The 14,979-nt window shown below is 60.2% G+C and carries 13 protein-coding genes; all 13 read left to right on the top strand.

Features of this window, described 5'->3' with window-relative positions; genetic code table 11:
* The first annotated feature begins 70 nt into the window (after positions 1-70).
* The 13 genes from GA0061100_RS20265 to GA0061100_RS20205 all read left to right on the top strand — a co-directional run bounded on the left by GA0061100_RS20265 (position 71) and on the right by GA0061100_RS20205 (position 14,950).
* Positions 71-1,015: an ABC transporter permease gene (locus tag GA0061100_RS20265; protein WP_075854533.1), complete on the top strand. Its 945-nt coding sequence runs from the start codon at positions 71-73 to the stop codon at positions 1,013-1,015.
* A complete protein-coding gene (locus GA0061100_RS20260; RefSeq protein ID WP_075854532.1) occupies positions 1,012-1,830 on the top strand; it encodes an ABC transporter permease in 819 nt (272 codons plus the stop codon). The genes GA0061100_RS20265 and GA0061100_RS20260 overlap by 4 nt, the downstream gene beginning before the upstream one ends.
* The gene (locus GA0061100_RS20255; RefSeq protein WP_075854531.1) at positions 1,827-3,467 is read left to right on the top strand and encodes a dipeptide ABC transporter ATP-binding protein; all 1,641 of its coding nucleotides are present in this window, start codon (positions 1,827-1,829) and stop codon (positions 3,465-3,467) included. The genes GA0061100_RS20260 and GA0061100_RS20255 overlap by 4 nt, the downstream gene beginning before the upstream one ends.
* Before the next feature lie 85 nt (positions 3,468-3,552).
* The gene (locus GA0061100_RS20250) at positions 3,553-4,332 is read left to right on the top strand and encodes a serine hydrolase (protein WP_425298690.1); all 780 of its coding nucleotides are present in this window, start codon (positions 3,553-3,555) and stop codon (positions 4,330-4,332) included.
* Positions 4,333-4,361: 29 nt separating this feature from the next.
* Positions 4,362-5,903, top strand: coding sequence for an ABC transporter substrate-binding protein (locus GA0061100_RS20245; RefSeq protein ID WP_075854529.1), 1,542 nt, complete (start codon positions 4,362-4,364; stop codon positions 5,901-5,903).
* Between the two features lie 127 nt (positions 5,904-6,030).
* On the top strand, positions 6,031-7,506 hold the full coding sequence (locus tag GA0061100_RS20240; RefSeq protein ID WP_075854528.1) for a M20 family metallopeptidase: 1,476 nt from the start codon (positions 6,031-6,033) through the stop codon (positions 7,504-7,506).
* A gap of 126 nt (positions 7,507-7,632) precedes the next feature.
* Entirely contained in the window at positions 7,633-8,766 is a 1,134-nt protein-coding gene (locus GA0061100_RS20235; RefSeq protein ID WP_083961407.1) for a transporter substrate-binding domain-containing protein, read from the top strand.
* 1 nt (position 8,767) lies between these two features.
* Entirely contained in the window at positions 8,768-9,391 is a 624-nt protein-coding gene (locus GA0061100_RS20230) for an ANTAR domain-containing response regulator (protein ID WP_075854526.1), read from the top strand.
* Between the two features lie 195 nt (positions 9,392-9,586).
* Positions 9,587-10,432, top strand: a complete 846-nt coding sequence (locus GA0061100_RS20225) for a nitrilase family protein (protein WP_075854525.1) — start codon at positions 9,587-9,589, stop codon at positions 10,430-10,432.
* Between the two features lie 34 nt (positions 10,433-10,466).
* The gene (locus tag GA0061100_RS20220; RefSeq protein ID WP_075854524.1) at positions 10,467-11,615 is read left to right on the top strand and encodes a substrate-binding protein; all 1,149 of its coding nucleotides are present in this window, start codon (positions 10,467-10,469) and stop codon (positions 11,613-11,615) included.
* 51 nt (positions 11,616-11,666) lie between these two features.
* Entirely contained in the window at positions 11,667-12,500 is an 834-nt protein-coding gene (locus tag GA0061100_RS20215) for a branched-chain amino acid ABC transporter permease (RefSeq protein ID WP_075854523.1), read from the top strand.
* Entirely contained in the window at positions 12,493-14,250 is a 1,758-nt protein-coding gene (locus tag GA0061100_RS20210; RefSeq protein WP_075854522.1) for a branched-chain amino acid ABC transporter ATP-binding protein/permease, read from the top strand. Before GA0061100_RS20215 ends, GA0061100_RS20210 begins: the two co-directional genes overlap by 8 nt.
* A complete protein-coding gene (locus GA0061100_RS20205; RefSeq protein WP_075854521.1) occupies positions 14,243-14,950 on the top strand; it encodes an ABC transporter ATP-binding protein in 708 nt (235 codons plus the stop codon). The genes GA0061100_RS20210 and GA0061100_RS20205 overlap by 8 nt, the downstream gene beginning before the upstream one ends.
* Positions 14,951-14,979: the final 29 nt, after the last annotated feature.

The following is a 14,979-nucleotide window of genomic DNA, read 5'->3' as shown; positions in this document are numbered from 1 at the left end:
TTTTCTCAATCAATCATAGTCTGCGCAACGAAACCGATGGCGGCCATTCGTCGCCAATCGCGGGGAACATATGCTTAAATTCATTCTGAACCGCCTGCTCATGGCATTGCCGACGATTGTCCTTGTCGCGGTGACGGTTTTTATCTTGATCCGTTTCATTCCGGGTGATCCCGCCGCGCTGATGCTCGGCGATATGGCGCAACCCGATCAGATCGCAGCGATGCGCACCGAGCTCGGGCTCGACAAGTCGATGCCGCAGCAATTCATAATCTGGGCCGGCAATGTGCTGCAGGGTGATTTCGGCAGATCGATTGTCAACGGCGAGGCCGTGCTGCCGCTTGTCGCATCGCGCTTTCTCGTCAGCGCCGAGATCGTGGTCGTTGCCGTTTTCCTGGCGAGCCTGATCGCCGTGCCGGCAGGCCTTATCGCGGCATGGCGTCAGAACAGCCTGACCGATCTGGCTTTGGTGGGCACGGCCACCATCCTGCTATCGGTTCCGACATTCTGGCTCGGGCTGCTTTTGTTGCTTTTCTTCGGCCTCAAGCTCGGCTGGCTCCCGGTCCTTGGCTATGTCTCGATCGGTAGCAACATCATCGCTGGCCTGCTCTATCTCGTATTGCCGATCATGACATTGGTCATTCACGAGATGGGCGTTTTGATCCGCATGGCGCGCGCTTCGACGCTGGAAGTGCTGCGTCTCGACTATATAACACACGCTCGCGCCAAGGGTCTGTCTGAAGGCGCTGTCCTTTGGCGGCACGCTTTCAAGAATGCCTTTGGCCCGACCTGGACGATGATCGGTCTCATCCTGGGCAATCTGCTCGGAGGGATCGCCGTCATCGAGACGGTCTTTACCATCCCCGGCCTGGGGCGGTTGATGGTCGATAGCATTTTCGCACGCGACTATCCCGTCATTCAGGGCTGCCTGTTGTTCGTGTCGCTCTCTTACGTCCTGGTCAACCTCGTCGTCGACCTTCTCTATCCTCTCTTTGATCCGCGTGTGGTTGCCGAATGAAGAAGCTTTCTCTCAACGGGCTGGTCGGCGGCCTTCTCGTCGCCATCCTGCTTACCGCCGCCGCCGTCGGACTGTTCTGGACGCCATTCGATCCGACAAAGCTCTCATTTACCGCGCGGCTTGTCGCACCAAACGCTGTCCATCCGCTCGGAACAGACGAGTTCGGCCGCGATGTGCTCAGCCGCCTGATGGTCGGCGCACGCGCAAGCGTCTGGATCGGTGCGCTGACCGTCGTCCTGGCAACGGCTTTTGGTACCCTGATCGGGCTTGTCAGTGGCTACGCCCGCGGCTGGGCGGATGGCGCAATCATGGCGGTCAACAACGCGCTGCTCGCCTTCCCAGGCATTCTGCTGGCACTCGGCCTGCTCGCAGTCTTCGGTGCCAACCAATATGGCATCATCTTTGCGCTCGGCATCGCCTATACGCCGTCCATGGCGCGTGTCGTCCGCGGTGCTGTTCTTTCGCTGCGTGAGCGCGAATTCATCGAAGCATCCCGAGTGATGGGCAATGGTGAGCTTTATACGATGTTTCGCCACGTTCTGCCCAACTGCCTCGCGCCGATAACCGTGCTGGCGACCTCGATGTTCGGTTGGGCCATTCTGTCTGAAAGTGCGCTGTCCTTCCTTGGTCTCGGCGTGCCGCCGCCGGCTCCGACCTGGGGCAACATGCTGGCCGCCGGCCGGCCGCTCATCCAGCAGGCCGTATGGCTTGGCCTTTTCCCCGGCCTCTGCATCGCATTGACGCTGCTCGGCATCAATCTTCTGGGCGATGCCCTTCGTGACAGGCTCGATCCGCGCATGAGAGGTCTGAAATGACATCCGAAACAGCAGGGAACATTCTTCTCAGCGTCCGCGATCTTTCGCTTGAGGTCGCAAGATCCAGCCATAGGGTGGTCAAGGACGTCAGTTTCGATATCGCGGCCGGCGAGATCTTCGGCATCGTCGGCGAGAGCGGCTCCGGCAAGACGCTGGCGACCCGTGCACTGATATCGCTGTTGCCGCAGGCGATCGGCGTTGTCGGCGGAGCCGTCACTTACAAGGGACGCGACGTCCTGGCGATGAAGGGTCGGGAGCTTCGCGAGTTGCGGGGTGGCGAGATCGGCGTCGTCTTCCAGGAACCGATGACCTCGCTCAATCCGTCGATGACAATCGGCCGGCAGCTGGAGGAGGGGCTTGTTCTCCACACCAGGCTCTCGCCCGATGAGCGCCGCCTGCGCATTCTCGACATGTTGAAGCGTGTCGGGATTCGCGAACCGGAAGGGGCGCTCATCTCGTACCCGCACGAGTTTTCGGGCGGCATGCGCCAGCGCATCATGCTTGCCTCCGTCATGCTCTTGAAGCCGGCGCTCCTCATCGCCGACGAGCCGACCACCGCACTGGATGCCGTCATCCAGCGCGATGTGATGGAGCTTATGGTCGACCTCACGCGGGCGGAGGGAACGGCCGTTCTCCTCATCAGTCACGATTTGCCGATGGTGGCGCGATATACGAACCATATCGTTGTCATGGAAAAGGGCGCAGTCGTCGAGCAGGGGCGTACCGAGGATCTGCTTGAGGCACCGAAGCACCCATATACGAAGAAGCTCCTGTCTTCTTTGCCGTTCCGCAGCGAAACCCGCCGCGTCGATACCTCGCGGGCGCCGATGGTTTCTGCCCGTAACATCGTGGTCGATTATGCCGGCCGCAAGTCACTGCTCAAAAGGGGGAACCCCAAGCGCGCGTTGCACGGTGTCAGCGTCGATATCCATGAAGGCGAAGTTGTCGCCCTGGTCGGTGGATCGGGTTCAGGAAAGACGACGCTCGGCCGGACCATTGCCGGTCTTGTCAAGCAGAGCGGAGGCGACATTCGCTTTCAGGGCCGGTCACGCGATGAAGACTGGCGCGACTACCGCCTGAACTGCCAGATGGTCTTCCAGGACCCTTATTCTTCGCTCGATCCGCGCATGACGATCCAGGCGCTGGTCGAAGAGGCGCTCAGGCTTGTGCCGGATCTCGAAGGCGACGCCAAGCGCATGCGGGCCTTGGAAACGCTTGAGGAGGTTGGTCTTAGCAGTGACTACGCCAACCGCTACCCGCATGAACTGTCGGGCGGTCAGCGGCAGCGCGTGGCGATCGCCCGGGCCATCGCGCGACGCCCTCGCTTTCTCATTGCCGACGAGCCGGTTTCAGCGCTCGACGTCACGGTCAGAGCCCAGGTCCTGGAGCTCTTCTCCAATCTGCAGAAGCGCTACGGCTTCTCCTGCCTCTTCATCAGCCACGATCTCGGTGTCGTCGAACAGGTCGCCGACCGCGTCGTCGTCATGCAGGAGGGGCGCATCATCGAGGAAGGCGACCGCGACATGATTTTCGATCACCCGAAGGAGGCCTATACGCGCCGGCTCCTCTCGGCCATTCCCGCCCTCGACCAGAATGAAAAGGGTGGTGTGATACTCAAATGGCGCCTGGAGAATTGATGTGGTCAGTCTTTCCAATTCCGCTTCGGTTGCCGAGCGGCTCGCAGAGATCTGCGACGCGCAACCCTTCGTAACCCGCTTCTTGATGCGCAACCTTTTGACCGGCGAGACGATCGAACGATGTGCTGACGAAGAAACGCCTTCGGCGAGCACCCGCAAGACCTCGATCATGATGGCTGCGCTGAAGGCGGCACAGGAGGGGCGGCTCGATCTCGACGAGCCTGTTACTTATGAAGCGCGCTTTGCCGAGGAAGTGGCAAGCGGCATGTTCCGCTATATGACCCCCGGCATCGTCATTTCGCTGCGTGACGCCATCACCGGCATGATGGTGCTCAGCGACAATGTCTGCACCAAGATGGTGTTCGAACGCCTGACGCTGGAGGAGGTCGACATTTATTGCAAGTCGATCGGGCTTGCCGGCACGCACCACCGCTTTCTGATCCCGCCGCTCGCTTTGTCACCGGATCACGCGCTGAAGTCGGTGACGACCACCACGGCGCGCGACCAGGCCGTACTTCTTCAGATGATCCTCGATGCGCAGACTTCGACGGCGGTTCAGGAAAAGCTCGGCGTCTCGGCCGCACTCTGTGCCTATGCGCTGCAGACACTGAAGAACCAGATCCTGCGTTATGCGATCCCGTCCCGACTGCCTTTCGGCACCGTCGTCGCCCACAAGGGCGGCACCGGCAAGCGCGGCCGCATGAATGCCGGCATTGTCTATCGCGACGATGCGCCGTTTTACATCATCTCCGCCTACACCGATGAGGTGCCGCTTGCCATGCCGGACGGCACGCCGGGATATACGATGGCGCTCGAGACGATCGGCAGGCTGTCGCGTGCCTGTTGGGATGGATTTGCGTCATAACAATCAACGACAGATAAGAGGGTAGACCAGTGAAAAAGCTTCTTCTTGCGGGCGCGGCCCTGCTCGCATTGGCAAATGTCGCGGTAGCGCGCGATATCACCGTTGCGCAGAGTTCGGACCTGCGCAGCAACAATCCGGGCGTAAACCGCGACGGCAATACCGATGGCGTCATTCTGCATATCGTCGAGGGGCTCGTCGGCTACAACAATAGTGGCGAAGTAAAGCCGCTGCTCGCCAAGAGCTTCGAGACCTCGGCCGATGGTCTTACCTATACGTTCAAGCTCAGGACCGATGTCAAATTCCATAATGGCAAGCTGCTGACGGCGGACGATGTGGTGTGGAACTGGACGCGCTATCTGAAGCCCGAGACGAAATGGACCTGCCTCGCCGATTTTGCCGCCGGCGGTGCAGCGCATGTGACCGGCGTCAAGGCAGTCGATGCGTCGACGGTCGAAATCAAGCTCGAGAAGCCCTCCGCCGTTTTCCTCGGTCTGATGTCGCGTCCGGAGTGTGGTTATACCGGGATGGTCTCGCCCGATTCCGTCGGCGCAGACGGCAGTTTCATCAAGCCGATCGGCACCGGTCCCTTCATGTGGGACGAATGGAAGAAGGGCGAATATATACACCTGAAGAAATTCGCCGACTACGTCTCGCCGGCAAATGATGGCAAGCCCGACGGCATGGTCGGCTCCAAGCGACCGCTCGCCGACGGCATCAAGTTCATGGTCATTCCCGATCCTTCGACCGTGAAGGCCGGCCTGGAATCGGGTGTGCTCGACACGGCCGAACTTTCGCCGGATCTGATCCCTGAAATCAAGTCGAACCCGAAGATGCAGCTCATCGTGGCGCGCAACAACGGCAAGAACCTGTTCTACATCCAGACGCGCGACAAGGTGCTGGGTAAGCCCGGCGTGCGCCGCGCCATGGCGATGGCGCTCGATCTCGATGAACTCGTTGCCGCCGCATCCAACGGAACGGGTGAGGCCAATGGATCGATGGTGTCGCAGGATTCCGTCTATTTCGACGCGACCCAGAAGAAGCGTCTGCCGTATGACCTGGAGGCGGCGAAAAAGGAGCTCGAGGCGTCCGGCTACAAGGGCGAACCGATCTCGATCATCGCCAACAAGCGCGGCAACGTGCCGAGCTTCCCGGTCGCCGTGATGGCGCAGGCCATGCTGCAGCAGATCGGCCTCAACGTGCAGATCGAGGTGCTCGACTACGCGACCCAGGTCGATCGCCGCCGCTCCGGCAACTATCAGATCATTTCGCAGTCTGTGGCGCCACGTCTCGATCCAGCGTTGATGTATTCCTTCTATGTCGGCGACAAGGACAAGAACGCCTCGTTGATGTGGGACGACCCGAAGGCGATTGAATTGATGAAGGCTGCCTATGTCGAGGCGGACCAGACCAAGCGGCAGAAGATCTTCGATGAATTCCACGAACTCATGCTGAAGGATATGCCGGGCATCTTCCTCTACGACATGGTCGATGTCTGGGGCGCCAGCAAGACGCTGAAAGGCCAACCGGTCTGGCAGTCGAACGCCCGGCTCTGGGAAGTGTCGGTCGACTGAATTGCTTGCCCGCGCCGATGCGGATGACGGCGCGGGCAGCTCATCTTTTTAAGAGGAAGCCAGCGCCCTCGCGGCGAGCGGCTTCGTGCGCCCCTTCGCAGGCGCCAGCACGATACGAGGACGCGCGATGAATCAAGAGACCGTGCAATCGATTGCCGCAGCGATCGAAGGAATGAAGCCGGATTTTACCAAGCTCAGCGACAGCATCTGGGATTTTGCCGAACTGAAATTCGAGGAGACGCGTTCGTCCGAACTCCTTGCAAAAGCGCTCGAAGATAATGGCTTTTCGCTCCGGCGCGGCGTGGCCGGCATGGAGACGGCCTTTATCGGCGATTTCGGCGCCGGCAAGCCGGTGATTGCTTTTCTGGGCGAATTCGATGCGCTGGCCGGCATGAGCCAGGTTGCCGATGTCGCTGAGCGCCAAGCCCTGGTCGATGGCGCGACCGGGCATGGCTGCGGCCATAACCTGCTCGGCGTCGGTTCGCTGATGGCGGCGGTTGCTCTTGCCCGGCACATGAAGGCAAATAATCTCCCTGGCACCGTCCGTTATTACGGGTGCCCGGGTGAAGAGGGCGGCTCAGGCAAGACCTTCATGGTGCGGGCGGGTCTGTTCGATGATGTCGATACCGCTCTGACCTGGCATCCGGCGCCGTTCAACGGGGTGCGCTCGACCAACAATCTCGCGGTCATCGAATATTATTATCGTTTCAAGGGTGTCGCTGCGCATGCGTCGAACGCGGCCCATCTCGGCCGGTCGGCGCTCGATGCGGTGGAGCTGATGAATGTCGGTGTCAATTTCCTGCGCGAGCACATGCCGCAGGATTGCCGCGTGCATTATGCGATCACCGATACGGGTGGCAGGGCGGCGAATGTCGTTCAGGCAAAGGCTGAGGTGCTCTATCTGATCCGCGCTCCGGAAATGCCGCAGGCTCTGGATCTTGCCAAACGCGTCGAGAAAGTGGCGCGCGGCGCCGCCATGATGACGGAAACGGAGGTGGAGATCGTGTTCGACACGGCTTCGACCAATCTCTTGCCGAACATCACGCTCGAAACCGCCATGCACGAGAATATGATGGCGCTCGGCCCGATCGCCTTCGACGAGGCGGATCTCGCTTTTGCCAAATCCATTCAGCAAACCTTTACCGACGAGGCGATCAGGAGCAGCATCCGGCTCTATCAGATCAGGGGAGATGTCTTTTCCAATGCGAAGATCGACGGATCGACGCCGCTGCATCTTGGCTTGCGCGAATTCGAAGGCCAGTCGCATTTCCGCGCCGGGTCGACCGATGTCGGTGATGTCAGCTGGGTGACGCCGACGGCGCAATGCTGGACGCCGGCCTGGGCGATCGGCACCAATCCTCATACCTGGCAGGTCGTCGCCCAGGGAAAGAGCGTAGTCGCCCACAAGGCCATGGTGCATGCTGCAAAAACGCTTGCGACAACTGGGCTATCGCTGATGACAACGCCCGAACTCTTGGCCGCGGCCAGGGCCGAATGGGCGGACAAGACCGATGGGCAGGCGTATGTCTGCCCGATACCCGGCAATGTGATGCCCGGATCGGTTCATGACGGCAAACCACTTGCTTCCGTTGCCGATGGCTAACCTAATGACGTGCATCCAACCCGCTTGCAGCATCCTATGGAAACGCACTAAGGGTAGGGAAGTCGAACGCGCGGGATTACAGAATTCCCAGCTATCGAATCTCCAGCGATGTCGGAAGAGGCGAAGATGACAAGCTCCGAATGGCGGGTGGGAGTGCTTTTTTCCAGAAGCGGAATCAGCGAAATCACGGAAACCGAGCACTTTCTTGGCACCGCGCTTGCGATCGAAGAGGTCAATGCGGCCGGAGGCGTGCTTGGCAAGCCTATCGTTCCGATCGCCTACGATCCAGGCGGCGATCAAACCGCCTATCGCAATCTCGCGCGGCGCCTCCTGGCTGACGACGACGTCAATATCATCTTCGGCGCGTCGATGTCGGCCAGCCGCAAGGCCGTGCTGCCGATTGTCGAGCGGCACAACGGGTTGTTGTTTTATCCCTCGATGTACGAAGGCTTTGAATATTCCGAGAATGTCGTCTACACCGGCGCCACCCTCAATCAAAACACCTTTGCGCTCGCCGAATACCTCCTGCGCAACCATGGACGCCGGATTTTCTTCGTCGGCGCGGATTATATCTACCCACGCGAATCCAATCGGGTCATGCGGGACGTGGTGGAGGCAAAGGGCGGCGAGGTCGTCAGCGAGCGATATCTTCCTCTTCATGCCGACGAGCAAACGCTGCGGTCGGTCATTTCCGACATCGTTCGCCTCCAGCCGGACGCCATCTTCTCAACGATTATAGGACGGCCGGCACAGCGCTTCTATCGCATGTATGCCGAGGCCGGCATCGATCGCAAGCGGGCTCCGATCGCCAGTCTGACCATGGCCGAGACCGAGATACGCGAGATAGGAGCCGATGCCTGCACCGGCCACATTCTCTCGGCGACTTATTTCCAGACGGTCGAGAACGAGGCGAATGACCGTTTCGTCAGCGCCTTCAAGAGCCGCTTCGGCGAAGAGGTGACTACGAGCGTCTGGTCGCAGCCGGCCTATGCACAGGTTCATCTTTTCGCCCGGGCGCTTGCCCGGGCGGGCTCGCTTGAGACCCATCGCATTTCCGAAGAAATTCTCATGGAAGATTTTCTTGCACCGGAAGGCCGTATCAACTTCGACGCCGATACCCGTCATCTCTGGCTGCATCCGCGCATCGGTGTGGCGCGGGCCGACGGGCTGTTCGACATCGCCTGGCAGGCGCCTGGTCCGATCCGGCCGGACCCGTATCTGACGGCTTCGCGTTTCGAAGACGTCTGGCTGGAGGCCTGAGATGACGGGACCGAGCAGGATCATTCAGGATCTGCGGCGCGCGCGCGTTCTGGTCGTCCACCCACGCGATGAAGACGGCAACACATTGATCGCTCATTTGAAACGCCTTGGTTGCGAGGTCAGGGCGACCTGGCCGTTGCCACCGGCGTTGCCTCCCGATGTAGACACGGTCTTCCTGCATGTCGAGGACACGCACGTCGAACACGCGCTGCAGATCATCGACCTCCAGCAAACGGCGATCATCGCCATCCTGACCTATGAGAGCCCGACAGCACTCCAGGCGATCATCGATCTCAACGCCCACGGCGTCATCAGCAAACCGCTACGGCCGCTCGGCATCCTCACGCAGTTCGCGCTGGCGCGTTATCGGCAGAGCTACGAAAAAAGGCTGGCCGGCAAGGTGCAGAAACTCGAGGAAACATTGAAAAGCCGCCGGCTGGTCGAAAAAGCCGTTTCGGCGCTGCGGGTCATGAACGGCCTCGACGAGGAGGCGGCCTATAAGCTGTTGCGCGACCAGGCAACGTCGAAGCGCGTTCCCATGGCGACAATCGCCGAATCCATCATTGCCGCGCAAGACACGATGAAAAGCCTCGGACTGTCCATTGGCGGGAAAAGTAAACTCTAAGCCCAGGTGCTATCGCTCGGCGATTTTAAAAAATGTCTGATAGGGGCGCTTGACGGTCGCGTCGTTACATGAAAACTTAATGGTAACGAGCAGGTTTGCTCAGCGGCAGGGCTGCCGCGTTTACATTGTGGCTATGTAGCCTCTGGTTCACGGATTGAATTCCGTGCCAGAGGTTTTTTGCGTTTGGAGACAAGATTGAGCGTCAAGGCCTCAACGGCGCGGACGGCAACCGTCGCGACTGTCCAGTTCGAACCGATCGTCGGTGATCGTGTCCATAATCTTGCTGCCATCGAGCGGCTGGCGAGGACGGCGAAAGCCCAGGGTGCGGAGATCCTTGTTCTGCCGGAGCTGGCCGATAGCGGCTATAGCTTCCGGGACGGCGACGAGGTTGCAGCATTGGCCGGCCCAGTGCCAGGCGGCGAGAGTGCCGGGGTATTCTGCCGCCTTGCCGGCGAGCTCGGCCTCTATATCGTCAGCGGTATTGCCGAGCGGGACGGCGATCGGTTTTATAACAGCGCTCTTCTGTGCGGTCCCGAGGGATATATCGGCAAATACCGCAAGCTCCATCTCTGGAACAATGAAAATCGTTTTTTCAAGAAAGGCGATCTCGGGTTGCCGGTTTTCGATCTGCCCTTTGGGCGCATCGGTATCGCGATCTGCTACGACGGCTGGTTTCCCGAAACGTTTCGCGAGCTGGCGCTGGCCGGTGCCGAGCTGGTCTGCGTGCCCACCAACTGGGTGCCGATGGCCGGCGCGGAAAGCGCTCCCGAGCCGATGGCCAATATTCTGCACAAGGCTGCCGCCCACACCAACGGCCTATACATCGCCTGCGCCGACCGGATCGGCATCGAGCGCGATCAGCCCTTCATCGGCCGCAGCCTTATTGTCGGCCCTCAAGGCTGGCCGGTGTCCGGTCCGGCGAGCACGGATCGCGAGGAAATCCTCCTTGCGCAAATCGATCTGTCGAGCGTGGCGGAAACTCGCACGCTCAACAGCTTCAATCATCTGCTCGGCGACCGCCGCGCAGATGTCTACGGGTAATGATATCAACCCAAATCAAGAAAAAGGGAACAAAATGCAAATGAAAACCATCGTCCTCACACTGGCATCGGCGGCATACGCCACGGCAGCTTTCGCCGCGGACCCGATCAAGATCGGCGTACCGGTCGGGCTTTCCGGAGCAAACAGCGTGGTCGCGCCGTCCGTCGTTCAGGCTGCCGAACTCGCCGTCGAGGAAATCAATGCCAAAGGCGGCGTGCTCGGACGCCCGCTGGCGCTTGAGATCGCCGACGATGCATCCGGTGCGGCCGGCGCGCAAAAAGCCTTCGATTCCCTTGTCTTCCAGAAGGAGGTGAATGTCGTCATCTCCATGGAGACGAGTGCTGCTCGCAATGCCGGACTGCCGATCATTTCCAAGGGCGACGTGCCGTATATCTACACATCCTTTTACGAAGGCAAATCCTGCAACGCCAATCTCTTCGTCGATGCGTGGGTTCCCGAGCAACAGGTTCCGCCCGTCGTCGACAATTTCATGAGCAAACAGGGCGCGAAGAAATTCTTCCTCATCGGCTCGGATTATGCCTTCGGGCGCGGCATGCTGAGCTTTGCCAAGGGCTATATCGAAAAAGCCGGCGCCCAGGTCGTCGGCGAGGAATATCTGCCGATGGACGGTAGCGACTGGACGGCGATCATCTCCAAGATCAAGTCCTCCGGGGCCGATGCCATCATGACGTCGACGGCCGGTGGCGCCCCGAACGTGACCTTGACCAAGCAACTGCGCTCGGCCGGCGTCACCCTGCCTTACGGCAATCTCGCCGTCGACGAGGGTACCGCCAAGAGCATGGGCGCGGATGCCAAGGGCATCTTTCTCTCCGCTTCCTACGTGACCGGTATCGACAGCCCCGAAAACAAGGCGTTTCTCTCGGCCATGGACAAGAAGTTCGGCAAGGAGCTGCGCACGCCCAACGACCTTTCCGTCCCGCAATATGAGGCGATCTACCTTTACAAGGCAGCCGTCGAGAAGGCCGGCAGCACCGATACGGCAAAGGTTCTCAAGGCTCTTCCCGAGGTATCCTTCACCGGTCCGCGCGGCAAGATCTCCATGAACAAGCAGCACCACGCGCCGCTGACCATGTATCTTGGCCAGGTAAAGGATGACGGCAGCGTCGCGGTCGTCGATAGCTTCAAGGACGTCGATCCCGGCAACCAGTGCCCGAAGCTCTGAAACCAGAGTGGCGGGGCAGGATGCCCCGCCTCCAGCATCGGAGTTCCAGAAATGACGCTCTTTCTCGATATCGTCAGCACTGCGGCCATTCTCTTCATCGTTGCCGCGGGGCTGCTTGCGATCTTCGGCGTGCTGAAGATCATCAATTTCGCGCATGGCGCATGGCTGACCATCGGGGCTTACTGCGCGGTTGTCGTCGGCGGGTTCGGCCTCAATCCATGGCTTGCCATTCCCTTTGCCTTCCTGGTCGGAGCCGTTCTCGGCGGTGTCGCCGAACGCTTCATCGTCCGGCCTCTGTATCGCCGGCCACTCGATGCCATTCTTGCGACCTGGGGCCTTGGCATCGTCATCGGCCAGCTCATCACCCTTTGGTTTGGCCGCGATGTGCAGTTCACCCCGGCGCTACTACCCGGCACTTTCGATCTGTTTGGCGTCGGCTATTCGTCCTATCGCCTTTTCGCCATTGTCGCCGCGATCGCGCTGGGCCTCGGCTTCACCCTTCTTTTGGATGGCACACGCCTTGGTCTTTCCGCCCGCGCCGTCATCATGAACGAAACGCTGGCGCGCGTACTCGGCATTGATACGGAAAAGGTGCGGCTCGCAACTTTCATGATCGGCGCCGGCCTTGCCGCCTTGGCCGGCGTGCTGCTCGCACCGCTGACCAGCGTCGATCCCAATATGGGCGTCGCCTGGCTGACGGGCGCATTCATGCTGGTGATGGTAGCAGGCTCTTCTTTCGGTGCGCTTGCTGCCGCCTGTCTTATCTTCGGTGCCGCTCAGGTGCTGGTTAGCACCTATTTCAGCCCCATCCTCGGCGGCATTACCGTGGCCGTCCTCTGCGCGGTCGTACTGCGCATCCGCCCGAAAGGATTTGCCCGTGCCTGACAAACAGAAACTCCGGCTTGTCCTTTTGCTGGTGCTAGCGTTCGCAGCAATCCTGCTGATTGTCTTTGGACCGATGTTTCTCGGCCGCTTCAGTCTCAACGTCCTTACACGGTCGATGATCTACGCCATGCTGGCGATCACTGTCGACTTGCTCTGGGGCTATACGGGCGTGCTCACCTTCGGGCAGGCGGCATTTTTTGGTGTTGGTGCCTATGCCACCGCCATGGTTCTCACCCATATCGGCGCAAGTCCGACCTTATTTGTCCTCGCGCTTGCCGCCGCCATCCTCGTTCCGCTCCTGCTTGGCCTCGCGGTCGGCTGGCTGTCGTTCTATCATGGGTCGACGCCGCTCTATGCCACCGTGATTTCGCTCGTCGTACCGATCGTCATCACGCAACTGGTCTTTTCGGGCGGTATCTGGACCGGCTCCTCGAGCGGTCTTGTCGGCTATGACACTCTGCCGCTCGGACTTCCCGGCTATTTTCGCCTGTCAGGCGTGTGTCTCTTCACCTTGGCTGTTCTCGCGATGGTTTTTGTCCGCTCCGATGCCGGCCGGTTGCTCGTGGCGATCCGCGACAACGAAGCGCGCGTCGCCTATTTGGGCATGAATCCTGCTGTACTGAAGATCGCCCTGACGGGTGTTCTCGCCGGCGTATGCGGCCTTGCGGGCTTCCTCTACGCCAATGCGTCCGGGGTCGTCGCGCCCGAGAATACCGGTTTCGTTTTCGGCACCGAACTCGTCGTCTGGACAGCGCTCGGCGGTCGCGGAACGATTGTCGGCCCCCTGGTCGGGGCAGTTGGTATCGATTATCTGAGCGCCAGTCTCTCTGGCGATCTGCCCTTCCTGTGGCAGCTGATCGTTGGCGCGCTCTTCGTCCTTATGATCATCGTCTTGCCGGGAGGCCTTGCATCTCTTGTGACGCGTTTCCTGCAATCGGCAAGCTCCAACAGCACTCTGAAGTCATTTCCGGCGCACTTAGCCCTCAATGAGGGGGGCGTCGCAGGCAAAAACCTTCTGTCGATCCGTGGTCTCGGCAAGTCCTATGGCAGCCTCTCCGTCCTCAAGGGCATCGATCTTGAAATTGGAAGGGGAGAGCTCGTCAGCCTCGTTGGCCCGAACGGTGCCGGCAAGACCACACTGATGCGCTGTCTCTCGGATGGTACTCAGCAGATCGAAGGCCAGGTGGACATCGGTGGCACGAGCATCGCCGGTCGCGCGCCTGAACGGATCGTGGCGCTCGGCGTCGGGCGCAAATTCCAGATCGCCAGCATCTTCGACAGCATGACCATTGGCCAGTGCCTCAAGATGGCGCGTCTCAGTCATGAGACGCCCAGCCCGATGCGATCGCTTGCCGAGATCACGCTGCCTGCGGCCGCAATCGAGATCCTGACGCTGACGGGCATGGCGGATATGCTGGACAAGCCCGTATCGCTGCTGTCGCATGGTCAAAGGCAGGCTCTCGAACTGGCGATGGTCGTCGCTCTGGAACCCCGTGTCATTCTTCTCGACGAACCGACGGCGGGTCTCACCAAGACCGAGCGTATGACCATCGGTACCATTCTCAGGAAGCTGACGGACGAGATGGGGTACGCCGCCATCCTGGTCGAGCACGATCTGGATTTCGTGCGCAATATATCGAGCCGCATCGTGGTTCTCCATCAGGGCAAGCTCGTTCTCGACGGCACCGTGGATGAGGTTGTCAATTCCGAAACGGTCCGCACCATCTACGCGGGAGGCGCCCATGGCTGAAGCGTTCAAACTCAAGCTCACCGGCGTATCGAGTGGATATGGTGCGGTCGATGTCGTCAATGGCGTGTCGCTCGCCATCCGGCCGGGCGAGATCTTCGCCCTCATGGGCAAAAACGGTATGGGCAAGACAACGCTGCTGAAGACGATTCTTGGCTTCCTGCGTGTTGGCAAAGGCAAGATCGAGGTGGACGGTGCTGTTATTACCGGCCGGAAGCCCACGGAGCTGATCGCCTCCGGCATCGGCTATGCGCCGCAGGAGTTGCCGCTGTTTCAGGATCTTTCCATCCGCGACAATCTGCGCCTGGCGCTCACGAGCGATCGCGATCTGGCATCCGCTCTGGATAGGGTCTATGGCTATTTCCCGTTCCTGAAGGACCGCCTGGCTCAGAAGGCCGGGACCCTGTCGGGCGGGGAGCAAAAGATGCTGATCCTGGCGCGCGCGCTGATGCTGCGGCCAAAGCTCCTCCTGATCGATGAGATTTCCGAGGGTCTGCAACCCTCCGTCGTCCACAACATCGCCGATGCATTGAAGGATGATCGTGAGAAGCGCGGCACGACCATCCTTCTGGTCGAGCAGAACCTGGACTTCGCTCTTTCCGTGGCGGATCGCTGGGCTATTCTCAAACTCGGGACGATCGAGGACGAAAGTTCCAATGGGCCGGACAGCCGCGGCCGCGTTCTGCAGCATCTGAAAATCTAGGGAGCGGGCAAGTGGATGACCGGTGGAAC

This window comes from Martinezella hainanensis, assembly GCF_900094555.1.
Classification (GTDB): Bacteria; Pseudomonadota; Alphaproteobacteria; order Rhizobiales; family Rhizobiaceae; genus Rhizobium; species Rhizobium hainanense.
This window is presented reverse-complemented; position numbering and strand designations above follow the sequence as displayed.